Raw genomic sequence first — 25,029 nt, forward strand, 5'->3', positions numbered from 1 at the left:
ACTGACGTACCGGGTAGGACGGACTGACGTACCGGATGTGCCGAGTGCGGTTACGCGGGTCTACGCGGGTGAGAACAGGTGGTCGCTGATGAGGCGGGCCGCGCCGATGACTCCGGCGGTGGGGCCCAGTTCGCCCAGCACGATGGGCAGGTTGCCGGTCGCCAGCGGGAGTGACTGGCGGTAGACCTGGGTGCGGATGGCGGCGAGCAGGTTGTGGCCGAGGCCGGTGACGCCGCCGCCGATCACCACCAGGCCCGGGTTGAAGAAGCTGACGAGTCCGGCGATGACCTGGCCGGTGTGGACACCGCCCTCACGGATCAGGCCGAGGGCGGTGGCGTCGCCCGCGGCGGCCGCGGCGGCGACGTCTACGGCGCTGAGGGCGCCGTGCGTCTCCAGTCGTGAGGCGAGTTCCGGTGAGCGTCCCTGCTGGGCGGCCTCCGTGGCGTCGCGGGCCAGCGCGGCGCCGCTGAAGTGGGCCTCCAGGCAGCCCCGGTTGCCGCAGGCGCAGGGACGTCCGTCGGGTACCGCCTGGATGTGCCCGATGTCGCCGGCGCTGCCCGTCGTACCGCGGTGGACCTCACCGCCGACGACGATGCCGCAGCCGATACCGGTGCCGATCTTGACGCAGAGGAAGTCGCCCACGGTGCGGGCCACGCCCGCGTGCTGCTCCCCCATCGCCATCAGGTTCACGTCGTTGTCGACCATGACCGGGCAGCCGAGTTCCTGGCTGAGCACCTCGCGGACCGGGAACCCGTCCCAGCCCGGCATGATCGGCGGCGCCACCGGGACGCCCTCGGGGAAGCGGACCGGCCCGGGGACGCCGACTCCGGCGCCGTCGAAGCCCTCCGCGAGTCCCGAGGCCCGCAACTTGGCGGCCATGGCGAGGACTTGCTCGAAGACGGCGACCGGTCCCTCGCGGACGTCCATGGGCTGGTTGATGTGCCCGAGGATCTCCAGCTCCGCGTTGGTGACGGCGACGTCGACCGAGGTCGCGCCGATGTCGACGCCCAGGAAGCGGAGCTGGGGCGCGAGCCTGATGTTGTGGGAGCGCCGGCCGCCGCGCGAGGCGGCGAGTCCGTCGGCCACGGCCAGGCCCGTCTCCAGCAGCCGTTCCACCTCGACGGCCAGCTTCGACCGGGAGAGGTCGACCTGGTCGCCGAGCTGCGCCCGGGAGCTGGGACCGCCGTCACGCAGCAGACGCAGCAGCCGGGCCTGGTGGGCGTTCGCGGGTCGAGCCGTCATGCGTCTCACGAACCCCTCCCTGCCTCGATCGGCTGTGTACGTCAGGTGTCGGAAACCGGCCACGTCCGTGTGGCCTGCTTTCGAGGGGAACGTAGCAGCGGGTGCCGCGCGGGGGAAGAAGTTGCACAGGAATTGGTGGCGACTTTTTCCACTCGCAGGACAAAGAAGTGCCGAGCGGCCCGCGCGAGCCGCTCGGCACTTCTGCGTCCTGCCTTCTGCGTCCTGCCTTCTTCGTCCTGCGCGCCGGGGACTAGGAGCGCGACCGCGCGTGGTACGTCCGCCGCGTGTACTCCGTGTGGGCGCGCATCACCTCGGTGGCGCGCTGCTCGTCGCGGGCCGAGATCGCCGCGATCAGTTCACGGTGCTCGATCCAGGACTGCCGGCCGCGCTGCCGGGCGACCGGCGTGTAGTACCAGCGGACCCGCCGGTCGACCTGGCCCGCGAGCTCGGCGAGGACCGCGTTGCCCGCCAGTTCCATGACCTTGGCGTGGAAGCGGGCGTTCAGGGCGACCGCACCGTCCACGTCGTCCCCGGCGACCGCGCGCTCACCCTCGGCGCACAGCTCCTCCAGGGCCGTGATGCCCGCCGTGCCCGCGTTCGCGGCGGCGAGCCGGGCCGCCTCGGCCTCCAGCAGGGTGCGCACCGTGAGGAGCTGGTCGGCCTCCTCCTCGGTCGGCTCGTGCACGAACGCGCCCTGCGCGGGCCGCAGATCGACCCAGCCCTCGGTGTTCAGCCGCTGCAGCGCCTCGCGCACCGGCTGCCGGGAGACCCCGAGATGGCCCGCGAGTTCGCTCTCGACCAGGTGCTGGCCGGGCTGGAGGGCACGCGTGGTGATGAGTTCGAGCAGGGCCTCGTAGACGCGGTCGCGCAGCGGGCCGGGACGTTCGAGCCGGGGCACGGCTCCCTGCGGCAGTCCTGTCGACAACATCGCGGTCCCCCTCCAGGGCAGCGGCAGCGCGGTGACCGGCCAAGCCAGTATGGATTGTCTTTCGTCTACAGTCTACGGTGCGCAATCGCGCCGAAACCCGACTCTCACACCGAAATCCGGCCGCGCTCCGAAATCCGGCCGTGCGCCGAACCCGGCCCTGACGCAGGGGTGTTCAGGGGCAGCGGACGACCTGCCCCCCGTACGACAGGTTTCCGCCGAAGCCGAACAGCAGCACGGGGTCACCGCTCGTGATCTCGCCGCGCTCGACCAGTTTGGAGAACGCCAGCGGGATGCTCGCGGCGGAGGTGTTGCCGGAGTCGACGACATCGCGGGCCACCACGGCGTTCACCGCGCCGATCCGTTCCGCGAGGGGCTCGATGATCCGCAGGTTGGCCTGGTGCAGGACGACCCCGGCGAGGTCCTCGGGGGCGAACCCGGCGCGCTCGCACGTCTCACGGGCGATGGCCGGCAGCCGGGTGGTCGCCCAGCGGTAGACGGCCTGCCCCTCCTGCGCGAACCGCGGGGGCGTTCCCTCGATCCGTACCGCGTGGCTCATCCCGGGCACCGATCCCCACAGGACGGGTCCGATGCCGGGTTCGGCGCAGCCCTCGACGACGGCGGCCCCCGCTCCGTCGCCCACGAGGACACAGGTGGAGCGGTCGCTCCAGTCGGTGACGTCGGACATCTTCTCGGCGCCGATGACCAGGGCCCGGCCGGCGGCGCCCGCGCGGACGGCGTGGTCGGCGGTGGCGAGGGCGTGGGTGAAGCCGGCGCACACGACGTTGACGTCCATGACGGCCGGGGAGGGGATGCCCAGGCGCGCGGCGACCCGTGCGGCGGTGTTCGGGGAGCGGTGGGTCGCGGTGGAGGTGGCGACCACGACCAGGTCGACGGCATCGGGAGCGAGGCCCGCGGCGGCGAGGGCCTTGGCGGCGGCGTGGGCGGCGAGTTCGTCGACCGGCTCGTCGGGGCCGGCGATGTGGCGCGTACGGATGCCCACCCGGCTTCTGATCCACTCGTCGCTGGTGTCGACCATCCCCGCCAGGTCCTCGTTGGTGAGAACCTTGGCGGGCTGGCAGTGGCCGACGGCAATGATACGCGAGCCGTTCATGGGGATCCCCTCGTTGCCTGGGTGGGTAGCGGGATTCCCCAGTCTCATCAGTGACCGACGGGTAGCAGGGCGCGCGGAGAGACAGGAATGAGGCGCCCGGGTTGTGGGCTTCGGTCAGACCCTCGGACGCCCGAAGAGTCCGGGCGGCGCCGTCAGCCGGTGAACAGCTGGGTCGCCTTCCGCACGAGTTCGTACAGTCCGTAGCCGAGCGGTACGGCCACCCACAGCCACGAGAGGACGATCAGGCCCCGGCGGCTAGGCGGACTGCTGGCGTTCGGCGTCAAGGCCGGCCTCCCTCGGGGCGGGGACGTGGTGACGGGGGTGGACGGGACGGACGAGCTCGTTGGCCACGAAGCCCACGGCCAGCAGCCCGATCATGATCCACATGGACAGGCCGTAGAGGGCGGCACCGTGCTTGCCCGCCGCCTCCTGCCGGTCCGCGATCCAGTTGACGATCAGTGGTCCGAGGACGCCGGCGGTGGACCAGGCGGTGAGCAGCCGACCGTGGATGGCGCCGACCTGATAGGTGCCGAACAGGTCCTTCAGATACGCGGGGGCGGTCGCGAAGCCGCCTCCGTAGAAGGAGAGGATCACCAGCGCGCAGACGACGAACAGCGGCTTGGAGGAGTCCCCGGCCAGGGCGATGAGCGCGTACATCAGCGCGCCCACGCCCAGGTAGACGCGGTACATGTTCTTGCGCCCGATCAGGTCGGAGGTCGAGGACCAGCCGATGCGGCCGGCCATGTTGGCGGCCGAGAGCAGCGCGACGAACCCGGCGGCCGCCGAGACGGAGACCGGCGCCGAGGTGTCCGCGAAGAAGTCCTGGATCATCGGGGCGGCCTTCTCCAGGATGCCGATCCCGGCGGTCACGTTCATGCAGAGCACGACCCACAGGCACCAGAACTGCGGGGTGCGCAGAGCGCTGTTCGCGGAGACCCGCACCCCGCTCAGCGGTGCCGGGCCGCCGCCGGCGGACTCCGGGGCACGCGGCACCCGCACCAGCAGCACTCCCAGCGCCATGAAGGCGGCGTACGCCAGCCCGTGCACGAGGAACGCCTGCGCGATACCGGTGCTGTCGGTGCCGAAGGACTCCAGCATCCGCGCCGACCACGGGGAGGCGATCAGCGCACCGCCGCCGAACCCCATGATGGCGATGCCGGTGGCCATGCCGGGCCGGTCCGGGAACCACTTCATGAGCGTGGAGACGGGCGAGATGTAACCGATGCCGAGGCCGATGCCGCCGACGAAGCCGTAGCCGAGGACGACCAGCCAGTACTGCTCGGTCCGGGCGCCGAGCGCGGACAGCAGGAAGCCCGAGGAGAAGCAGACCAGGGACACCGTCATCGCCCAGCGCGGCCCGTTGCGCTCGACGAGCGTGCCGCCGAACGCGGCGGACAGGCCGAGCATCACGATGGCGAGCTGGAAGGGCAGGGCGCTCTGGGTGCCGGTGAGGCCGAGGGCTGACTCCAGGGCCGGCTTGAACACGGACCAGGCGTAGGCCTGTCCGATGGAGAGGTGCACCGACAGGGCCGCGGGCGGGACGAGCCAGCGGCTCCAGCCGGGCGGCGCTACAGGGGGACTCATGATCCCGGACGATAGGAATGCGGCCGCCCGGTTGGGAAGAGACCGTTCCCGAACACGTTCCCGAATGGTCGGCCGTATGCGGTGAACGGTCCCCGGGGCACGGTGAACGGTCGTTCCGGGACGGCGAACGGCAGGAGCCGAGCGCCTCGGCGACGGACCGGGCGGCGTCCTCTTCCTCCTCCTCGCTCATGTCCACAGCTGTGCCTTCGCCAGCAGGTGCCCGTGCAGGAGCGCAAGGTTCGGCCGGGACAGTTCGCCCTGGCGAACGAGGAGGTAGAAGGTGTTGATGGGCGGGACCTCGGGTTCGAGGAGCGGGACGACCTCGCCCGCCGCCAGCTCCTCCACACACAGGTACGTCGGCAGGACGGAGATCCCGGCCGACGACTTCACAGCGGCGAGCGCGCCTCTCAGGTCGGGTACGACGAGGGTGGGCTCCACGGTGGGCCGGGTACCGAAGACGGCGATCCAGTAGCGCCGGATGATGGGCAGCACCTCGGCATAGCTGATCAGCGGATATTTCTCCAGCACCGCCGGACCGTCCTCCGCGAGCCGGTCACGGGGGATGGACCGGGACAGTTCCTCCGAGGCGAGGAGGACGTACTCCTCGTCGACGAGCGGTGTGGCGGCGATGCCCCGCACGCGCGGACGTACGGTGGACAGGACCAGGTCGACCCGCCGGTCCAGCAGGATGGCGAGGAGGTCGTTCGCGTGCCCGAAGGACATCCGGAGCTTCAGCCCCTCGGCGACGAGATCGCTGACGGCGGGGATGACGCGACTGGTCATGAGTTCGACGGGCCCGCCCAGGTGGACGGGCCTGCCCGCCTGCCGGTCCCCGAAGGAGCGCTCGACGGCGCCGGCCAGGCTGTCGATGGGACCCTGCACCTCGCGGATGAGGGCGTCGGCGGCGGGAGTGGGCTGCACACCCCGCGGCAGCCGTTCGAAGAGCAGCCGCCCCAGTTCCTTCTCCAGATTGCGCACCTGGTGGGTGACGGCCGGCTGGGAGAGTCGCAGGGCCTGGGCCGCTTTGGTGAACGACCCGAGACGGTAGACGGTGACGAACGTGCGCAGCCAACCCAGTTGAATCGTCATGGAGTACCCCCGTAGGAACCCGTCCGGCCGCCAAGGGCAAAACGGACATGGGCGAGCATTACTCTGCCATCGCGGGGTCTCCACGGGGGATCAAGGTCCAGGGGAGCGGGGGACTCCGGCGAGAACCGGCCTCAGGCCTCCTTGAGTTCGGCGAGGGCCAGTTCGGCGACCTTGACGGCGGACGCCGGGTTCTGTCCGGTGACGAGGCGCCGGTCGGCGACGGCGTGCTCGGCGAAGGGCGCCGTCCCGGTGTGCCGGGCGCCCCGCTCCACGAGCTTGCTCTCCAGCAGGAAGGGCACGACGTCGCCGCAGCCGACGGCCGCCTCCTCCTCGTTGGTGAAGCACGCGACCTGTTTGCCGTCGACGAGGTGGGAGCCGTCGCTGAGCCTGATGTCGACCAGGCCGGCCGGACCGTGGCAGACGGCCGCCACGACACCGCCGCGCTCGTAGACGGCGGCGGCCAGAGCGGCCAGTTCGGCATTGCCGGGGAAGTCCCACATGGCACCGTGGCCGCCCGCGTAGAACATGACGGCGTAGTCCTCGGCGCTGACGTCGGCCGCGGTGGGCGTCGTCCTCAGGGCGGCCCGGGTGGCGGGGTCCGCGAGGAATCCGGTGACGACCTCGTCGTCCGGGTCGACGCCGTCCTGCGGGGGCGCGCCGCCCTGTACGGACACGAAGTCGATGTCGTAGCCCGCCGCGCGGAACACGGCCGCCGGGTGGGCGACCTCCGGGACGTAGAAGCCGGTCGTGCGGCCGGTGTCACCCAGCTCGCCGTGGCTGGTGAGGGCGAACAGAACCTTCTTCGGCATGATGCGCTCCCTCGGAACGGATGAAAGAACGGACGAATGAACGGGTGAAGGAACGGGTGAAGGAACGGAGGGACGGCCGGTCGGGCGGCGGTGTGCGACGGTCACGGTCATACGGGTCCCGCGGCGAGGAGTGCGACGAGCCGCTCGCCCAGTCGGCGGGCCGACGCCGGGTTCTGCCCGGTGACCAGCCGGCCGCTGACCACCACGTGCGGCGTCCTGTCGGGCGCACTGCTGTACACGGCGCCGCGCTCCTCCAGCGTGCGCTGGAGCGGGAAGGGCAGCAGGCCGTCCAGGCCGCGCGCCTCGTCGTGCGCGTCGGCGAACGAGGTGAGGTCCCGGCCCGCCACCAGATGACGCCCGTCCGGCAGACGTACGTCGACGAGTGCCGCCGGTCCGTGGCAGATGGCGGCCACCACCCCGCCGGAGGCGTGGATCCGGCGGGTGAGGCGGTCCAGGGCCGGATGCCCGCGGAAGTCCCACATGGCGCCGTGGCCGCCGACGAAGTACACGGCGCCGTAGTCGTCCGGGTCCGCTTCCTCCGGCGTCCGCGCGCGGTCCAGGAGCCGGCTGCCCTCCGGGTCCTTCAGGAAATCGTCGTGGTCGGGGCGGCCGGCGTCGTACCCGGTCATCGGCGGCCGCCCGCCCCGGACGGAGACGAGGTCGACCTCGTGGCCCGCGTCCCGGAGGATCCGCCAGGGTTCGGCCGTCTCACCGAGGTGGAAGCCGGTGGGCCGTCCGCTGTCGCCGAGTTCACCGTGGCTGGTGAGGACGAAGAGGACGCGCGTCATGCAGCCTCCTCCGCCGTCTCCGCGGACGCTCCCCGGGGACGCCGTTCGGCGGCCGGCCGGGCGAAGGCCGCCACCCCGCAGGCCGCCGCCAGCGTCAGGGCCGCCGCCACGGCCGGCACCGTCCGGTAGCCGGTGTGCGCGGCCGCCAGTTGCCCCAGGGACGCCCCCACGAAGAGCACGAACGTGTTGAACGAGACCGCCGCGCCCGTGGCATCCGGGGCGAGCCGGTGCAGCAGCCCCACGAGCCCCGGTACGACGAGGCTGATCCCGCCGACGAACACCACGGTTCCGGCCAGCAGGACCGCGGGCACCGCCGTGACCTGCGCCAGCAGCAGTCCCGCCGACGCCGTGACGAATCCCGCCACCGTCAGCGGGCGCGGCCCGCGGGCCCCCGCGATCCGGTTCACCACCGGGCCGGTGACCAGGCCGAGGGCGCCCAGTGCCTGCACGCCCAGCAGGTCGGCCGCGTCGTATCCGGCCGTCGACCGGAGATGCGCGTTCAGCGCCGCGTACAGCGCGACGAAGCTTCCGAACACCGTGAGCGCCGACGCGAACACCGCCGCGACGCCCCGGTTCCGCAGCAGTCCGACCATCGCCACGGCCACACCGCGCGCGGCGGTGGACGAGCGGCCGCCTGCGGGTGACAGCAGCAGCCAGAAGGCCGTCGCCGCGGCCGCGTAGACCAGGGCCGCCGGCCAGAACGCCAGGCGCCACCGGTCGGCGACCGCCTGCCCGAAGACCTGCCCGGCCAGCCCCGCGCCCAGCAGGCCGGTGGTGAGGAACGACAGCGCCACCGCGCGTCGCGCCACCGGCGCGTGCTCCGCCACATAGGCCAGTGCCACCGGCGCGAAGGAGGCCGCGGCCAGGCCCTGCACCACCCGGAAGGCCAGGAACCAGCCGAAGTCCGGGCTGATCGCCACCGCCCCGGTCGCGAGCGCCGTCGCCAGCGTGCCGAACGCCAGCACCGGCCGCCGCCCCACCCGGTCCGACAGCGGCCCGAACACCAGGAAGCCGACGGCGTACGCCAGCGAGAACGCGCTGCCCGTCCAGGCCGCGGCTCCCGCGCTCACCCCGAACGCCTGCTGGATGCCGCCCGCCACCGGGATCGCCAGATACAGCTGTGCGGGGATCGCGAACGCCATCGCCACCAGGACGGCGAGCTGCGCGGTGAACCCCGTCCTCGGCTTCACCCCGCCGGACGGGGACACGACGGACTGTGCGGTGTCCATGTGGATCTCCTGCTCGAAGTCTTCGCCACGGGCGGGCGAAGGGCCCGGCGGTCCGTCCGGTCACACGGCCACGGAGGCGAGGTGACGCACCTCGGAGAGGTGCAGCGCGGGCACCGCGTACCGGTCCGCCTCTGCCCGGTGCTCGGGCGTCGCGTATCCCCACAGCGCCCACCGGACGCGGGCGCCGGTCCCGGCGACCTTGCGCACGTTGGCGAGGTTGTCGTCGATGAAGGTGATGTGCCCGACCGGCACTCCCCACCGCGCGCTGACGTCCAGCACCGCCCCGGCCTTGTCCCCGCACTCCCCGAACACCTCACGCACGGTGTGTTCGAGGCCGTGCCGGGCCAGGATCGCCCGTACCGAGGCCTCGTCCTTGGCGGTGACGACCACCACGCGGCCGCTGCGCCGGCGCAGCAGGTCGGCCATGCCCGGGTAGAGGGTGTGCAGGCCGAGCCAGAAGTCCGGCTCCCCGGTCCGCAGCCGCTCCCGCGCCGCGGTGGCCGCCGCGGTGAAGTGACGGACGTACTCCGGCTCCAGGCCGGAGAACAGGGCGTCGAACGCGGCCTGCGAGTCGACCTCGTCGGCTCCGGGCAGGTGCGCCACCACGAAATGGTCCAGCAGCCGCGCGTAGTTCCGGATGTGGCGGAACCGCTCGACGAACTCGCCCGGTACGCGTTTCAGCTGCTCGGCCCCGGGGACGGAGGCCTGCGGCCCCCGTCCGCCGAGCCAGGTGACGAGCGCGCACTCCTGCAGCGCGTCGGCGACGACTCCGTCGAAGTCGACCGCCAGCACCTCCCCCGTCCGTGCCATCAGGCAGCCTGCTTCTCACCGCTGAGCTGCGCGGCGGTCGCGAAGACCGCTCGCATGAACGCGCCCATGTAGCCGTAGTAGGAGCAGGTGATGATGTTGCCGTCGACGATGACGTCGCTGTCCACCACGTCCGCGCCCGCGTTGATCACATCGTCCCGCAGACCGATGTACGCGCACGCCTTCCGGCCCTTGAGGACACCGGCGCTGACCATGATCCAGGGGCCGTGGCACAGGCCCGCGACGACCTTGCCGGCCTTGTCCATGCCCGCGACGAAGTCCAGCACGTCGCGGTCCTGGCGGACGCGGTCCGGAGCCTCGTGCCCGCCGGTGAGGACGACGACGTCGTAGTCCTCGACGGCCAGATCCTCGAAGGAGATCAGCGGGCGGGCGGTCTTGTCCATCGGCAGCGGGACACCGTACTTGCCGGTGACCGGGTCGGCGTTCTTCGTCGCCACGTCGACGTTCCAGCCCTCCTCGAGCAGCCGGTAGTACGTGAAGACGACGTCGTGGTCCTGGAAGCCGGGACCGGTGATGATGACTGCGTTACGAGACATACGTCGTTCCCCCCATTTGTGTTGCGGCTCTTCGCGCGTGACGCGTCATGGGACGCGTGACGCGGATATCAGCGAGTCCGGCTGACGGTCAGATACTGCTCGTCCGTTCGCGGGTGCCGGGTTTCGGCCGGGTGACCGGTGAGAATCTCGACGTCGGACTGCACCACGCCCGAGACGCACAGCGGAATGTGGAAGAGGTCTTCCGTGCGCCGCCGGTAGAAAATGTCCATTCCGGTCCGCAGCTCGAACCGGAACCGCCGGTCCGGGCTGCGCCTGCGCATTCGTGTGTTCGGCAGGGACGGAACGGCTCGCATGGTGTTCCGCGGATGCTCCACCGATTCCGACTCGTACGCCGTGCCGGCGCGGTTGTAGTCGTCCTGCAGTCGCATGAGGTCGAACTTGTTCCTCGGCACCTCGACCTCGATGAGTTCCAGCGGGTCGTCCCCCGTGTTCCGCGTCCCGTGGAACGTGCCCCGCGCGATGCGCAGGACCGCACCCGCCTCGATCGGGATGTCCTGCCGGTCCAGTCCTGTGGTGACACCCCGCCCCCCGAGGCACAGGAGATACGTCAGCTTCCTGGGGTGCACGTGGACCGACGTGCTGTGCGGGGTGTCGATGTGCAGCGACCACAGGTCGAAGAAGTCGTCGACGTACGCCCGGTACTCATAGCCCCACGGCTTGGGGATGATGCGGTCCAGATGCGCGTCGTCGTCGAACTCCTCGTTCCGCGCCCGTGATCCGCGGCGTACCAGCTTCTTGAGTTGCGCGATGTCGGCCTTCCCGGCGTCCATACGAACAATGCCGGTTCCGCTTCCGGTCCCGGCTTCGTACATGACGGTCATGAGCCCCCCCGGTGCCTAGCCGTCTGTGCTTCCCGACAACTTAACCAGGCGACACTGAGGAGCATCAAATTAAAAATTCTTGGAGGGGCATAAATTGCCTCATGCGAGGACCGGGAACCTCCGGTTGAGTACTTCGCTTTTAAAGCTTGCTCAATTGCATGAAAGGGAAGGGAAGGGGGCCTTGTCGACCGGTGTGGGTGACGTGCACACCGCCCGGACGCCCCCGGCCCTCCCAGGACACGGCCGGCGCGCGAGGGCGGACGCGGTCACCCGGCGCTCCTGGTGGCCGCGGCGCGCCGTCGGGGCACCGCACGAAGCCTTGCTGGCCCAACCGCCATACTGTACACAGTATTTCGTCGACAATAGTTCGGCAGTTCCTCGGTACACCCTCGACCGAACGGAGCTCCCTCACATGAAAGTCGCAGTTCTGGGCGCCGGTGCGATCGGCGCCTACGCGGGCGCAGCACTGCACCGCGCCGGCGCCGATGTGCATCTCATCGCCCGTGGACCGCATCTCGCGGCCATGAGGCGGCACGGAGTACGGGTGCTGAGCCCGCGCGGTGACTTCACCGCGCACGCCCATGCCACCGACGACCCGGCCGAGATCGGCCCGGTCGACTATGTCTTCCTGGGGCTGAAGGCGAACTCGTACGCGGCGTGCGGGCCGCTGATCGAGCCGCTGCTGCACGGCACCACGGCCGTGGTCGCCGCCCAGAACGGCATCCCCTGGTGGTACTTCCACCGGCACGGCGGGCCCCATGACGGGCACCGGCTCGAGAGCGTGGACCCGGACGGCGCGGTCAGTGCGGTGCTCGCGCCCGAACGGGCCGTCGGCTGTGTCGTGTACGCGGCGACCGAGCTGGCCGACCCGGGAGTCGTACGCCACCTCGAGGGCACCCGCTTCTCCGTCGGCGAACCGGACCGTACGGTCTCGGCGCGCTGTCTGGAGTTCGGCGAGGCCATGAAGGCGGGCGGCCTGAAGTGCCCGGTCGAGCCGGACCTGCGCAACGACATCTGGCTCAAGCTGCTCGGCAACATCTCGTTCAATCCGATCAGCGCGCTGGCCCGGGCGACCATGCGGCAGATGTGCCTGCACGGCGGGACCCGCCGGGTCATCGAGATCATGATGACCGAGACGCTCGCCGTCGCCGAGGCGCTCGGCTGCGAGGTCGGCGTGTCCGTCGAGCGCCGGCTCGCGGGCGCCGAACGCGTCGGCGACCACCGCACCTCCACGCTCCAGGACCTGGAGCGCGGCAAGCCGCTCGAACTCGACGTACTCCTCGCGGCCGTCGTCGAGCTGGCGGAGATCACCGGCGTGGAGGTGCCCACCCTGCGCACCGTCCACGCCCTCTCGGACCTGCTGGCCCTGCGGAGCGCGGCGTGAGGCCCGGCGGAGGCGGGGTACCGGGACCTGGGCGGGGACCTCGGTACGGGCCGCGGCTCCGCCGTGCGTGTGCAGGACAATGAGACGGCGCGGGTCACCGGGCCGCGCGGTGCGGCCCGGTGACCCGCGGCGATCCTCACGAACAAGGGCAAGGGCCGTTTCGGCCGCAGCGCGCAAGGAACCGGGGCTGATCGGGACATGGGACGAGTCACGGAACGACGCAAGGTGATCCGCATCCGGGACGGCGCCGTCTCCAGCCGCCCGGACACGCTCGTCGCGGAGGAACCGCTGGAGATCCGGCTCAACGGCAAGCCGCTCGCGATCACCATGCGCACCCCGGGCGACGACTTCGCGCTGGCGGCGGGCTTCCTGGTGAGCGAGGGGGTGCTGGGCGGAGCGGAGGAGCTGCGCAACATCGTCTACTGCGCGGGGGCCACGGCCGACGGCTCGAACACCTACAACGTGGTGGACGTGACGACCGCACCCGACGTCGCCGTCCCGGACATCACCCTGGAACGCAACGTGTACACCACCTCGTCCTGCGGCCTGTGCGGCAAGGCGAGCCTGGACGCGGTGCGCACGACCGCGCGCTGGGCCGTCGACGACACGTGCGGCGGTACGGCTCCCCCGGTCCGGCTGGACCCCGGGCTGCTCTCCGGCCTCCCCGACCGGCTGCGCGCCTCCCAGCGGGTCTTCGACCGGACCGGGGGCCTGCACGCGGCGGCCCTGTTCTCCGAGGACGGCGAACTCCTCGACGTGCGCGAGGACGTGGGCCGCCACAACGCGGTCGACAAGCTGGTCGGGCGCGCCCTGCAGAGCGGCGCGCTGCCGCTGTCCCGGACGATCCTGCTGGTGTCGGGCCGCGCCTCCTTCGAGCTCGCCCAGAAGGCCGTGATGGCGGGTATCCCGGTGCTGGCCGCGGTGTCGGCCCCGTCGTCCCTGGCGGTGGACCTGGCGGCCGAGACGGGCCTGACCCTGGTGGGCTTCCTGCGGGGCGCCTCGATGAACGTGTACGCGGGTGAGCACCGCATCGCCCTGCGGGCCGCGGCCGCCCAGGGCTGACCGGCTCCCCGCGGCACGGCGGCGGGGCCCCGACCGGCGGGGAGCGCCCCCTGCGCCGTAGGGGCCCCGCTTCACTGCGGGGAGGCCGGGAACCGCTGCGGGAAGGCCGGGAACCACCGCGGAAAAAACCGCCGGATCCGCCTCACGCCGCCGTGAAGCGCACGTCCCCCACCCCCACCACGGTCCCCAGCCGCGGGAAATCCAGCCGTACCGAGGCCTCGTGCTCCGCGGCCGTGAACGCGGACATCGCCGGCTCGACGAAGACCAGGTCGTAGCCGAGGTCGCCGGCGGCGCGGGCGGTGGACTCGACGCCGAGGTTGGTGGCGATGCCGCCGAGGACGAGCGTGGTGATGCCGCGCTCACGCAGCCGCTCGTCGAGTCCGGTGCCCTGGAAACCGCCGATGGTCCGCTTCACGATCTCCAGGTCGCCGTCGGCCGCGAGGCCCGCGACCAGGCCGCTGCCTGGCGGCTGCTCCACGGCGCCGGACCGTTCGACGCGGATCAGCACGACCAGGGCGCCCGCCGCGCGGAAGACCCGCGCCAGCTCCTCCGCGGCGAGCAGCACGTCCGTGCCCTTGCGGGGTTCCAGGGGCAGCCCGACGATGCGGTCCATCAGGTCGACGAGCACGAGAGCGGTGCGCGCGGGGTCGAGCGCCAGGCGGGGTTCGGTGTCCGTGTCGGGTGCGGTCATGACGGAACGTTAGCCCGCGTGGGCCGTCCGTACCGGAAATCCGGGTCGACCAGCCCGTGAACTGCTCGTACCCGGCCACTTCCGGCCGGGCCCGATGATCTGACCGTTTCGTGAACGACATGGCCGTACAGGGTCCTTGTGGGGTGTATGCGCTGCCCGTACCGTCTGTGACCGCACATCGGACACGGTATGTCCGATGTCCTGTTTTTCGGCCCTGTTCGTCTCCACCGCTTCGCACGAAGGGCGGACCGCGTCTTGCCGGCACGTCACCGCGCACGTTTCGGACCGGCCCTCGCCGGCGTGTTCACCGCTGTCCTCGCCACGGCCGCCGGGCTGCTCTCCGCACCGGGTCACGCGGCCGGCGCCGGGGCCCCGGCCGGGGGGTTCGAGGAGCAGGTGCTGTTCAAGGCCTCCCAGGACCCCGGCTACGCCTGCTTCCGTATCCCGGCCGTCGTACGGACCGTCGAGGGCACGCTGCTGGCCTTCGCCGAGGGGCGGGTGCTCAACTGCGGGGACGCCGCCGACACCGATGTCGTCGTCAAGCGCTCCACCGACGGCGGCCGCACCTGGGGCCCGCTCCAGGTCGTCGACGAGGGCGCGGGCGACACCCACGGCAACCCGGCCCCGGTCGTGGACCGCGCGACCGGCCGCATCCTGCTGGCGGAGACGTACAACACGGGCCGTACGGACAGCGCGAACTGCACGGTGCCCTGTGACCGCGTCCCGCACCTCCGGTACAGCGACGACGACGGTCTCACCTGGTCCGAGCCGCGCGATCTGAGCGGGGACATCCTCCCGGAGGACTGGAACTCCTGGTACGCCACCGGGCCGGTGCACGGCATCCAGCTCACCCGCGGCAGGCGCGCCGGCCGGCTGGTCCTCGGGGTCAACGCCGAGACGTGGGACGGCGGCCGGGTCACCGCCAACCACGCCGCGCTCGCCGTCAGCGACGACGGCGGGGACAGCTGGCGGATCGGCGCGACGGACTCGTGGCGCGCAGCGCCGGACGGCATGTTCCGCCAGAAACCGTCCGAACTGACGCTCGCCGAGCGCGCCGACGGGACGGTCCTCGTCAGCGGGCGCGAGCAGGACGGCACCGATCCCGGCCATCGCACACAGGCCGTCAGCGAGGACGGCGGCGACAGCTTCACCGCGCCCTTCAGCACCGTGCCGGACCTGTACATGCCGCAGGTGCAGGGCTCCGTGCTGAGCCTCGGGAAGCGGCTGCTGCTGGCCGGCCCGGCCGACCCGGACCGCCGCCGGACCATGATGGTGCGCTCCTCGTACGACGGCGGGCGCACCTGGGACGGCGTGGACCGCGGCGCGACGGTGACGCGGGACTGGGCCGGTTACTCGGACCTGGTGCACATCGGCGGGGACACCGTGGGGCTGCTGTACGAGGGCGGCACCGTGGACGCCCGGGACGAGATCCGCTTCGCGCGCTTCACCGAGGGCCGGCTGGGACCGCGCCGCGGCCCCGACCCGACGACCCCGGACCGGGCGCCGGGCGCCCGGCCCGCCGCGGTCCTCGGCGGTGCCCGGGAGACGGCGGGCGTGCGGGGCGGTGCCCTCGCGTTCGACGGCGCCGACGACGCCGTACGGCTGCCGTACCGGTCCCGGCTCGCGCTGGGCGACGGGGGGTTCACGGCGTCGCTGTGGTTCCGGTACTCGGCCGGCACCGGGGAGCAGCCCCTGCTGTGGATGGGCGGGAGCGGGTCGACGCAGCCGCAGGTGTGGGTGCGGGGGGAACCCGCGGAGGACCGGATCCGGGCGCTGATCACGGTCCGGGACGGGGCGGCGCCGCCTCGCAGCCTCTCGCTGCGGACGACCGGCGCGTACGACGACGGTGAGTGGCACCATCTCGCGCTGCGGCGGGGCGGAGGGCACCTGACGCTGTTCGTCGACGGGACACCGGCGGCCGACACGGAGGACGTACCGGGGTCGGTGAGCCGCAACTCCCCCTTCGGCGCGCACGTCGGGCAGCGGCTCGACGGCCGGGCGCACTTCACCGGCGCGATCGACGAGGTACGGGTCGACGACCGGGCGCTCGGCGACGAGGAGGTGGCCGCGCTGCACGCCCGGGACCGGCACCGGGCCGGAGCGCCGGACCGCGGGACGGTCCTGTGGCTGCCCATGGACCGGGTGACCGGGGGCCGCTGACATCGCTCGTGGCCATGCTGCTCACCGCCCTCCCGGCCGGCCGGGAGGGCGGTGGCGGTCGCCCGGTGCACGGGTTGCCTGTGGTGCCCGGCGGAGCCTCAGCCGGAACGTGTCCCCGTACCGACCGCGCTGCGTGCCGCCGCGTCCCGCCCCCGGGTGACGTCCGGTTCCAGCGGGTCGCGGGAGCGGCGCTTGGCGATGACGGCGCACACCATGAGCTGCATCTGGTGGAACAGCATCAGCGGCAGCACGGCGAGGGACGCCTCGGCGCCGAACAGCACGCTCGCCATGGGCAGCCCGGCGGCCAGGGACTTCTTGGACCCCGCGAACTGGATCGCGATCCGGTCCGCCCGGCCGAACCGCAGCGCCTTCGCCCCGTACCAGGTCAGCGTGAGCATCACGGCGAGCAGCACCGCCTCGACCGCGAGCAGTCCCGCCAGGCGTACGGGGCTGACCTGCGACCAGATGCCCCGCACCATGCCCTCGCTGAACGCGACGTAGACGACGAGGAGTATCGACCCGCGGTCGAAGAGCCCGAGCACCTTCTTGTGCCGGACGACGAAGGAGCCGATCCAGCGGCGCAGGACCTGTCCCGCGACGAACGGCACCAGCAGCTGCAGCACGATCTCGAGGATCGAGTCGGCGGAGAAGCCACCCGCGCTGGAGCCGAGGAGGGTCGCCGCGAGCAGCGGGGTGATCACGATGCCGGCGAGCGAGGAGAAGGAGCCCGCGCAGATCGCGGCGGGCACGTTGCCGCGCGCGATGGAGGTGAAGGCGATCGACGACTGGATGGTCGACGGCACGAGGGTGCAGAACAGCAGCCCGGTGTAGAGGGAGTGCGTCAGGAACACCGGCTCCAGCCCGCGCGCGGCGAGACCCAGCAGCGGAAACACGACGAAGGTGCAGGCGAGGACGGTGACGTGGAGCCGCCAGTGCTTGAGCCCGTCGAGCGCCTCGCGGGTGGAGAGCCGGGCCCCGTAGAGGAAGAACAGGAACGCGATCGCCGCCGTGGACGCCCCGGAGGCGACGTCCGCGGCCGTACCCCGGGCCGGGAGGAGGGCCGCGAGCCCCACCGTCCCGAGCAACAACAGGATGTACGGGTCGATCGGCATCCAACTCGGCCACTGCAGGCGCTTCACGGTGCTCCACTTGCTCTCGTCGGCGCTCCGGGGACGGGGCGTGCCCGGAGGTCAGGGTCGGGCCCGAAGGGCCATGGTCCGGGTCCGGGGGCCGCATTTCGGGGACCGCCCGGGACGCCGGAGCCCGGACATCGGAGCCCGGAGCCCGGACATCGGAGCCCGGACCGCGGACCGGAGTCCGGCCCGAGCCCGCGGATCCGGCCGGGAGCCGGATCGTGCCCTCTCCATCGTCCTCCCGTTCATACTGATCGGGAATCCGGTATACCGCTCTGACTGTCATCGCGCAGCGCGATGACCGAGTAGCCTGTGCCGCGTGTACGACCCCTCTCATCTGCGGACCTTCCTGGCGGTCGCCCAGACGCTGAGCTTCACGCAGGCCGCCCGCCGGCTCGGGCTGCGTCAGTCGACGGTCAGCCAGCATGTGCGGCGTCTGGAGGACGCCACCGGGCGGCAGCTGTTCTCCCGGGACACCCACTCCGTGGAGCTGACGGAGGACGGCGAGGTGATGCTCGGGTTCGCGCGCCGGATCCTGGAGGTGCACGAGCAGGCGACCGTGTTCTTCACGGGTACCCGGCTGCGCGGCCGGCTGCGTTTCGGTGCCTCGGAGGACTTCGTGCTGACCCGGCTGCCGGAGATCCTGGAGCGTTTCCGCAGCGACCACCCCGAGGTGGACCTGGAGCTGACGGTGGAGCTGTCGGGGACGCTGCACGAGATGCTGGCGGCGGGCGCGCTCGACCTGGTGCTGGCGAAACGGCGGCCCGAGGATCCGCGGGGCGAGCTCGTCTGGCACGACCGGCTGGTGTGGATCGGCGCGGAGCGGCTGCGGCTCGATCCGGACCGGCCGGTGCCGCTGATCGTCTACCCGCCGCCGGGCATCACCCGCGCGCTGGCCCTGGAGGCGCTGGAGCGCGAGGGCCGCGCCTGGCGGGTGGCGTGCACGAGCGGCAGCCTCAGCGGGCTGGTCGCGGCGGCCCGTGCCGGGCTGGGCGTGATGGCGCACTCCCGCGGGCTGGTGCCCCCGGGCCTGGTCCGGGTGCCCGACCGGGCGGGTCTGCCCGAGCTGGGCGAGGTGGACTTCGTCCTCGTCCACGGCCGCCGGCGCCCCAGCGCGCAGGGGCCCGCGGACGCGCTGGCCGCGGCGATCCTGGCCGGCGGGGACCGGCTGCACCGGGGACGGGCCGGCTGATCACCGCCGGGCGCTGTCCGCAGAGGTGCGGACAGTGCCCGGGCCGTACAGATTCCATGGAGATCGCGGCGCCGGACCTTACTCCCGCGTCATAATCACCGCCCTGTGACCAGTGCCGACGCCAGCGCCACGAGGAGCGGGATTGCACGAGCCGGGATCGCATGAGCCGGAATCGCATGAGCCGAGATCGCATGAGCCGGGGGTCCACGAGCCGGGATCGCGCAAACCGCGATCGCGCGAGTTCGGGAATCCTCCGCTGCCGGCGGCACCGCCGGTGGGCGGTCTCGCCGACGTCGTCTTCGAACATGCCCGGCAGGACCCGCTCCGTGTCGCCCTCGGCCGCAAGGACGAGCGGGGCGGCTGGCGTGACGTGACCTCCGCGGAGTTCCGTGACGAGGTGCTCGCCCTCGCCAAGGGGCTGCTCGCCCAGGGCGTGCGGTTCGGCGACCGGGTCGCCGTCATGTGCCGTACGCGCTACGAGTGGACGCTGTTCGACTTCGCCCTGTGGAGCATCGGCGCGCAGGTCGTGCCCGTCTACCCCACCTCCTCCGCCGAGCAGGTCTTCTGGATGCTGCACGACGCGGAGGTCTCGGCCGCCATGGTGGAGCACGAGGACCACGCGATGACGGTCGCCACGGTCATCGACCGGCTGCCCCGGCTGCGCAGGCTGTGGCAGCTCGACGCGGGCGCCGTGCGGGAGCTGTACGAGGCGGGCGCGCACCTCGACGACGACGTCGTGCACCGGCACCGGCGGGCGGTCACCCCCGACTCGGTGGCGACGGTCATCTACACCTCCGGCACCACCGGCCGCCCGAAGGGCTGCGTGCTCACCCACGGGAACTTCATGTTCGAGGCGGACACCGTGCTGGAGCGCTGGCAGCCGGTCTTCGGCTCCCGCAGGGGTGAGACGGCGTCGACCCTGCTGTTCCTGCCGCTCGCGCACGTCTTCGGGCGCATGGTGGAGGTCGCCGCCGTGCGCGGCCGGGTCAGGCTCGGCCACCAGCCGCGGCTGGACGCGGCGGCCCTGCTGCCGGACCTGGCGGCCTTCCGGCCGACCTTCTTCCTGGCCGTGCCGTACATCTTCGAAAAGGTGTTCAACGCGGCCCGCCGCAGGGCCGAGGAGGAGGGCCGGGCCGGCGCGTTCGGGAAGGCCCTCGAGGTCGCCGTGCGGTACGCGGACGCGCGGGAGGCCAGGGCCTGGGGCCTCGGGCCCGGTCCGTCGGCGGCCCTGCGGATGCGGCACCAGCTCTTCGACAAGCTGGTGTACGCGAAGATCCGGGCCGCGCTGGGCGGACGCGTACGGCACGCGATGTCGGGCGGCTCGGCGATGGACCGGCGGCTCGGCCTGTTCTTCGCCGGGGCGGGCGTCCATGTCTACGAGGGGTACGGCCTCACCGAGTCCACCGCCGCCGCGACCGCGAACCCGCCCGAGCGGACCCGGTACGGCACGGTCGGGCCGCCGGTCCCCGGGGTCACCGTGCGCATCGCGGACGACGGCGAGATCTGGCTGCGCGGCGCCAACGTCTTCCACGGCTATCTGAACGACCCCGGTGCCACGGACGCCGCGCTGCGCGACGGCTGGCTGGCCACCGGCGACCTGGGCTCGCTCGACGGGGACGGCTGTCTCACCATCACCGGACGCAAGAAGGAGGTCCTGGTCACCTCGGGCGGCAAGAGCGTCTCGCCGCAGGTCCTGGAGGAGCGGGTACGGGACCATCCGCTGGTCGCGCAGTGCGTCGTCGTCGGCAACGACCGGCCGTACATAGCGGCGCTCGTGACGCTGGACGAGGAGGCCGTGGAGCACTGGCTGCGCGTGCGCGGCAGGCCGCGGCTGCCGCCGGGGCGGCTGGTGCGGGACGCGGACCTGGAGACCGAGATCCGGCGGGCGGTGGTCGCCGCGAACACCCTGGTGTCACAGGCCGAGTCGATCCGTACGTTCCGGATACTGGCCCACCGGTTCACGGAGGAGCAGGGGCTCCTCACCCCCTCGCTGAAACTGAAACGCAAAGCGATCGAGACCGCTTACGCGAAGGAGGTGGAGGCGCTCTACCGGGCGTGAGCCGGTCCGTGAGCAGGTCGTGTCCGCGGTGCGGTTCCGGACAATCCGCGAATTCGGTGGCCGGTCCACCGGTCAGGAATGCGGCGAAGGTCGTGATCGTTGACCATGGTGGATACAAGTACCACCCGACCGAACCGAAGGATCGAGAGCTCGTGAGCAGCAAGGTCCCCCCGATCACCCTGAACAACGGCGTCGAGATGCCCCAGCTGGGCTTCGGCGTCTGGCAGGTGCCCGACGACGAGGCGGAGCGGGCCGTCGCCACCGCGCTGGAGGCCGGGTACCGCAGCATCGACACAGCGGCGATCTACGGCAACGAGGAGGGCACCGGACGGGCGATCGCCGCCTCCGGCATCCCCCGCGAGGAGCTCTTCGTCACCACCAAGCTCTGGAACAGCGACCAGGGGTACGACGCCACGCTGCGTGCCTTCGACGCGTCGCTGGAGAAGCTCGGGCTGGAGTTCGTGGATCTGTACCTGATCCACTGGCCGCTGCCCGCCAAGGGCCAGTTCGTCGACACGTACAAGGCGTTCGAGAAGCTGTACGCGGACGGCCGTGCCCGGGCCATCGGCGTCTCCAACTTCCTGCCGGAGCACCTGGAGCGCCTGATCGAGGCGACCTCCGTGATTCCCGCCGTCAACCAGATCGAGCTGCACCCGCATCTCCAGCAGCACGCGGTGCGTGAGTACCACGCGGAGCAGGGCATCGCCACGGAGGCGTGGTCGCCGCTCGGCCAGGGCAAGGGTCTGCTGGAGGTGCCGGCGATCGTCGCCATCGCGCAGAAGCACGGCCGTACCCCGGCCCAGGTCGTGCTGCGCTGGCACATCCAGACCGGCAACGTGGTGATCCCGAAGTCCGTGACGCCGTCCCGGATCCAGGAGAACATCGACGTCTTCGGCTTCTCCCTGGACGCCGAGGACATCGCCGCCATCAGTGCCCTGAACGAGGACCGCCGCCTCGGCCCGGACCCGGCGACGTTCGACGTGGCGTGACGCCCGGGAGCGTCCCGCCCGGGAGCGTCCCGGGAACCGTGTGACGCCTCGTCCTCCCACGGTGCCGCCGCCCGCATGTGCCGGGCGGCGGCGCCGTCGTGTGCGGAGACCCCGCGGACTGACTCATGGGCGCGGGCCTTCCGGGCAGTTGTCACACTCATCCCGGTCGTCTGTCAGTGATCGCGCAACTCACCGGCCGCCGTGCGACGCCGGGCCGCCCCGCCCTGTCGCAGATGGCCGACGCGCCGGCCGTGGCCGAGTCGGCCATGCCCCGGTGCGGTCGTCGGTCTCCCGGACACCGCCGGGGCCGGTCGGGGGAGGGTCCCGCCGACGAGGCGCCGGCCCCGGCCGCGCGCCTGCGCGTATACCTCTGACCGCCCCCTCCGCGAGGTGGCGTACGACGTCGGCTACGGCCGCTCCCGCCTGGACGGCGCCTGACGGACCTGGCGCTGTGAAGGTTCGCTCACGGCTGCGCCTGCGCCACGTGGAGGGTGTGGGCCGTCAGGACGAACACGTCCGGACGGTGGTGCAGACCCGCCTTGTCGTCCGGGTCGAGAAGCCGGTCGAGGGTCGCGAGGTCGGAGGCGTCGAGCAGTTCCGCGGCCGCCTCCCGCAGCCGCCCGAACATCGTGACGACGAAGGCGCGGGCCTCCTCGGGCACGGGTGCCGGGATGTCGAGCAGGAAGGTACGGCTGGTGGCGCCCCGCAGGCCCACGGCGGTGAGCAGTCCCGGCCAGTCCTCGGTCTCCTCGACGGCGTCCGGCAGAGCGGCCCGCATCGCGGTGAACCACTCGCTGTGGGCGGCGTCCAGGCGCTCCTGGAGACCGGGACGCCCGATGCCGATGTCACGGGGGAGGAAGCGCGCGGGCAGGCCGCCCTCCAGGATCGCCAGGGTGCCGCCGGGGGCGAGCCGCGCGGCGAAGGCGGCGAGGGCCGCCCGCTGGTTCCCCAGATGGTGCAGGCTCCGGCTCGCCCACAGCAGGTCGGCCGGGTACTCCAGGCCGTCGAGCCCGTCCGGCAGGCCGGCCTCCAGGGTGCTGAAGCGGTCGGCGAGTCCGCCTCGCTCGGCACGGGCGCGGGCACGTTCCAGCAGGGGCCCCGAGCCGTCCACGGCGACGATCCGCGCGCGCGGGAAGGCGTCGGCCAGCACGCCGGTCACGACGCCGGGGCCGCTGCCCGCGTCGACGACGAGGCCCGGGTCGGGCCGCCGTGCCGCCAGCCAGGCCGTGGCCTGCGCGTACAGGGGCGAGAAGAGTTCCGCCTCGGCCTCCAGGTGCGCGGCCATCTCGGCCCAGTCCATGTCGGTGTGGAGGTGCTGGTGCCCGGCGTGCGCATGCTGCCGGGGGCCGGTGTGCGTGTGCTGGTGGTGTCCCATGGCGATGAGCCTCTCGTCCGGTTGCGGGGCCAGCGTGCGCCGACGCGCCCGGGTTCGGCAATCACCATTGCCGTACCGGCAAAAAATCACGGAGACGCGGACGTGATCCGCCGGGACCGGAGGCGCTCACGCCCCGGCCCCGGCGGACCTCATGCGCTAGACGGTCACCTTTCGGTCGCCGTCACGGCTCACAGCGCCGGGTACGCGTTCTTCATCAGCTCCTGGAACTGCGCCGAGAACCACTTCCCGGACAGGGGAGCGTCGGGGAGGGCGCCCGACATGTTGTTGTTGTTCCGCGGGTTGCCCGTGTACGTCGGGTCACACATGCGGTCGAAACCCTTGCCCTCGTCGTTCGCGATCTCCTTGCTGGCACCGTCGGACTCCCCCGGCGGCTTCATCCAGACGTAGGCGTCGATACCCGGCTCCGGGTTGGCCTTCGGACGCTCACCGAGACCCGCGCCCTTCTGGTTGCACCAGTTGCCGGGGTGGATGCGGCGGTCGATGCGGCCGCCGTCGACGTAGGTGTTCACGTCGGTCGTGGCACCCGGGCCGGCGGGCCGTGCGGTGCCGCCCCAGCCGTTGCGGGAGGTGTCGATCAGCATGCCGATCTTGGAGTCGAAGCCGATCGAGACCAGCTTCTCGCGCATGGCCTGGGCGTACGACAGCTCGTCGGTGTACCGGTTCCAGTCCACCCACTTCGACTGGCGCACGGAGGTGCCGTTGACGGTGTCGTTGATGGAGAAGTTGGTCTCCTTCAGCGCACTGTAGTTCGCGGTGTTGACGATGAAGCCGTGGACGTCGGAGAGCGTCGCGCCCTCGGTGGTGGCGGCGACCTTGAACATGTCGGCCGACGCGCCCATGTTGTCGTCCCAGCCGAGCCAGCCGTGGTGGCCGGCGTCGATGTAGTTGTAGACGTTGCTGATCGCGCCGAGCTTGTTCAGCGCGTAGCCCACGCCCTTCTGGTAGTTGCCGTTCGCCTTCATCACGTCGCAGTTGGGGGTGGCGGTCGGGCGCGGCGTGACGTTGGTGACGAGGTTCGGCAGCGAGTCGATCTCGACGGTGGTGACGATCCGCAGGCTCGCGTACTTGGGGTCGGCGAGGATCGCGGCGATCGGGTCGATGTACTGGGTCTTGTACTTGTCGATCTCCGTCGGGCCGAGCTCGCCGTTGGAGGCGAGGGCCGAGCAGTCGCGGCCGGGCAGGTTGTAGATGACGAGCTGGACCACCATCTCGCCGGAGCCCTTCTGCGCCAGGGCCTCGTCGAGGTGGTCGCGCAGGCCCATGCCGCCGTTGACGCCGTTGATGGCGGCGGTCCGGTCGAGCCAGACGCCGGTGGGCTGGTTGGAGATCCTGCTGCCGCCCGGCTCGGCCGCGGCCTTCTCCGACCACTCGGGGTTCACGTACACCTTGGAGCCGGCGTACGGGTTGTCCACCCTCGTGCCGGGCTGCGGCTCCGGGTCGGGGTCGGGGTTGCCGCCACCGCCGTCGTCGACGTTGCAGGTCACACCGTCGAGCGTGAAGGAGGTGGGTATGGCGTTGGTGCCGCTGTAGGAGCCCTGGAAGCCGAAGCTGGCCGAACCGCCGGTCGCCAGGGAGCCGTTGTAGGACTCGTTGGTCGCGGTGACCGCGGCGCCGCTCTGGGTGATCTTCGCGTTCCAGCCGCTGGTGACCTTCTGGTTGCCGGCGTACGACCACTTCAGGGCCCACGACGACTTGGCGGCGCTGTTGTTGGTGACCGTGACGGCGACGGTGAAGCCGGTGTTCCACTGGTTCTGCACCTTGTAGTCCACGGTGCAGGGGACGGCGGCGGTACCGACGTCGCCGGAGGGGACGGCCGCGAGCGCGGTCCCGGCGGTGCCGGCGACCAGCGCCAGTGAGGCGAGCAGCGCCGTTCTGGTGCTTCTGACGCGATGTGTGCGGTTCGTGGGTACGGGTTTGGTGCGGCTCATGGTGCGGGTTCCTTATCCGTCGAGGGTTCCGTCGAGGGCGCGCGGAGTG

At 71.9% G+C, this 25,029-nt stretch carries 22 protein-coding genes; 6 read left to right on the plus strand and 16 right to left on the minus strand.

What is annotated here, in order from left to right; genetic code table 11:
• Positions 1–60: 60 nt before the first annotated feature.
• The 12 genes from IE242_RS11870 to IE242_RS11920 all read right to left on the minus strand — a co-directional run bounded on the left by IE242_RS11870 (position 61) and on the right by IE242_RS11920 (position 10,935).
• A complete protein-coding gene (locus tag IE242_RS11870; RefSeq protein ID WP_189858491.1) occupies positions 61–1,242 on the minus strand; it encodes an ROK family transcriptional regulator in 1,182 nt (393 codons plus the stop codon).
• A gap of 250 nt (positions 1,243–1,492) precedes the next feature.
• The gene (locus tag IE242_RS11875; protein ID WP_189858161.1) at positions 1,493–2,170 is read right to left on the minus strand and encodes a GntR family transcriptional regulator; all 678 of its coding nucleotides are present in this window, start codon (positions 2,168–2,170) and stop codon (positions 1,493–1,495) included.
• 172 nt (positions 2,171–2,342) lie between these two features.
• Positions 2,343–3,281 carry a beta-ketoacyl-ACP synthase III gene (locus IE242_RS11880; protein WP_189858163.1) on the minus strand — a complete coding sequence of 313 codons (939 nt, stop codon included), beginning with the start codon at positions 3,279–3,281 and terminating at the stop codon, positions 2,343–2,345.
• A gap of 152 nt (positions 3,282–3,433) precedes the next feature.
• Positions 3,434–3,565, minus strand: a complete 132-nt coding sequence (locus IE242_RS38580) for an MFS transporter small subunit (protein ID WP_268249447.1) — start codon at positions 3,563–3,565, stop codon at positions 3,434–3,436.
• Complete coding sequence (locus IE242_RS11885; RefSeq protein WP_189858165.1) at positions 3,537–4,865, minus strand: OFA family MFS transporter; 1,329 nt, start codon at positions 4,863–4,865, stop codon at positions 3,537–3,539. Before IE242_RS11885 ends, IE242_RS38580 begins: the two co-directional genes overlap by 29 nt.
• Before the next feature lie 186 nt (positions 4,866–5,051).
• Complete coding sequence (locus tag IE242_RS11890; protein WP_189858167.1) at positions 5,052–5,954, minus strand: LysR family transcriptional regulator; 903 nt, start codon at positions 5,952–5,954, stop codon at positions 5,052–5,054.
• A gap of 131 nt (positions 5,955–6,085) precedes the next feature.
• On the minus strand, positions 6,086–6,763 hold the full coding sequence (locus IE242_RS11895) for a type 1 glutamine amidotransferase domain-containing protein (RefSeq protein WP_189858169.1): 678 nt from the start codon (positions 6,761–6,763) through the stop codon (positions 6,086–6,088).
• A 107-nt stretch (positions 6,764–6,870) separates the two neighbouring features.
• Entirely contained in the window at positions 6,871–7,551 is a 681-nt protein-coding gene (locus tag IE242_RS11900; protein WP_189858170.1) for a type 1 glutamine amidotransferase domain-containing protein, read from the minus strand.
• Positions 7,548–8,780 carry an MFS transporter gene (locus IE242_RS11905; protein ID WP_189858172.1) on the minus strand — a complete coding sequence of 411 codons (1,233 nt, stop codon included), beginning with the start codon at positions 8,778–8,780 and terminating at the stop codon, positions 7,548–7,550. The genes IE242_RS11900 and IE242_RS11905 overlap by 4 nt, the downstream gene beginning before the upstream one ends.
• Before the next feature lie 60 nt (positions 8,781–8,840).
• On the minus strand, positions 8,841–9,590 hold the full coding sequence (locus tag IE242_RS11910; RefSeq protein ID WP_189858174.1) for a haloacid dehalogenase-like hydrolase: 750 nt from the start codon (positions 9,588–9,590) through the stop codon (positions 8,841–8,843).
• On the minus strand, positions 9,590–10,144 hold the full coding sequence (locus tag IE242_RS11915; RefSeq protein ID WP_189858176.1) for a DJ-1/PfpI family protein: 555 nt from the start codon (positions 10,142–10,144) through the stop codon (positions 9,590–9,592). Before IE242_RS11915 ends, IE242_RS11910 begins: the two co-directional genes overlap by 1 nt.
• A 68-nt stretch (positions 10,145–10,212) precedes the next feature.
• Entirely contained in the window at positions 10,213–10,935 is a 723-nt protein-coding gene (locus IE242_RS11920; RefSeq protein ID WP_229858817.1) for a cupin domain-containing protein, read from the minus strand.
• Between the two features lie 463 nt (positions 10,936–11,398).
• Here IE242_RS11920 and IE242_RS11925 point away from each other — a divergent pair, with 463 nt between their 5' ends.
• Together IE242_RS11925 and fdhD are read left to right on the plus strand one after the other, a co-directional pair.
• Positions 11,399–12,370: a 2-dehydropantoate 2-reductase gene (locus IE242_RS11925; protein ID WP_189858180.1), complete on the plus strand. Its 972-nt coding sequence runs from the start codon at positions 11,399–11,401 to the stop codon at positions 12,368–12,370.
• A gap of 198 nt (positions 12,371–12,568) precedes the next feature.
• Positions 12,569–13,432, plus strand: a complete 864-nt coding sequence (gene fdhD / locus IE242_RS11930) for a formate dehydrogenase accessory sulfurtransferase FdhD (protein WP_189858182.1) — start codon at positions 12,569–12,571, stop codon at positions 13,430–13,432.
• 142 nt (positions 13,433–13,574) lie between these two features.
• Here the strand turns inward: fdhD and IE242_RS11935 are convergent, their stop codons facing one another.
• A complete protein-coding gene (locus IE242_RS11935) occupies positions 13,575–14,123 on the minus strand; it encodes an isochorismatase family protein (protein WP_189858184.1) in 549 nt (182 codons plus the stop codon).
• 255 nt (positions 14,124–14,378) lie between these two features.
• Between IE242_RS11935 and IE242_RS11940 the strand changes: the two genes are divergently transcribed.
• Positions 14,379–16,283, plus strand: coding sequence for a sialidase family protein (locus IE242_RS11940; RefSeq protein ID WP_373299507.1), 1,905 nt, complete (start codon positions 14,379–14,381; stop codon positions 16,281–16,283).
• Between the two features lie 98 nt (positions 16,284–16,381).
• Here the strand turns inward: IE242_RS11940 and IE242_RS11945 are convergent, their stop codons facing one another.
• Positions 16,382–17,422: a bile acid:sodium symporter family protein gene (locus IE242_RS11945; protein WP_229858823.1), complete on the minus strand. Its 1,041-nt coding sequence runs from the start codon at positions 17,420–17,422 to the stop codon at positions 16,382–16,384.
• Positions 17,423–17,735: 313 nt separating this feature from the next.
• On the opposite strand from IE242_RS11945, the gene IE242_RS11950 reads away from it, so the two are divergent.
• The 3 genes from IE242_RS11950 (at position 17,736) to IE242_RS11960 (ending at position 21,656) form a co-directional block, all read left to right on the plus strand.
• Positions 17,736–18,608 (plus strand): LysR substrate-binding domain-containing protein, encoded by an 873-nt coding sequence (locus IE242_RS11950; RefSeq protein WP_189858188.1) that lies wholly within the window; start codon positions 17,736–17,738, stop codon positions 18,606–18,608.
• Between the two features lie 274 nt (positions 18,609–18,882).
• On the plus strand, positions 18,883–20,667 hold the full coding sequence (locus IE242_RS11955; RefSeq protein ID WP_189858190.1) for an AMP-dependent synthetase/ligase: 1,785 nt from the start codon (positions 18,883–18,885) through the stop codon (positions 20,665–20,667).
• A 152-nt stretch (positions 20,668–20,819) separates the two neighbouring features.
• Complete coding sequence (locus IE242_RS11960) at positions 20,820–21,656, plus strand: aldo/keto reductase (RefSeq protein ID WP_271208598.1); 837 nt, start codon at positions 20,820–20,822, stop codon at positions 21,654–21,656.
• A gap of 463 nt (positions 21,657–22,119) precedes the next feature.
• On the opposite strand, the gene IE242_RS11965 is transcribed toward IE242_RS11960, so the two are convergent.
• On the minus strand, positions 22,120–23,031 hold the full coding sequence (locus IE242_RS11965) for a class I SAM-dependent methyltransferase (RefSeq protein ID WP_189858192.1): 912 nt from the start codon (positions 23,029–23,031) through the stop codon (positions 22,120–22,122).
• Between the two features lie 188 nt (positions 23,032–23,219).
• Entirely contained in the window at positions 23,220–24,980 is a 1,761-nt protein-coding gene (locus IE242_RS11970; RefSeq protein ID WP_189858194.1) for a glycoside hydrolase family 6 protein, read from the minus strand.
• Between the last annotated feature and the right edge of the window lie 49 nt (positions 24,981–25,029).

Source organism: Streptomyces poonensis (assembly GCF_014650915.1).
Classification (GTDB): Bacteria; Actinomycetota; Actinomycetes; order Streptomycetales; family Streptomycetaceae; genus Streptomyces; species Streptomyces poonensis.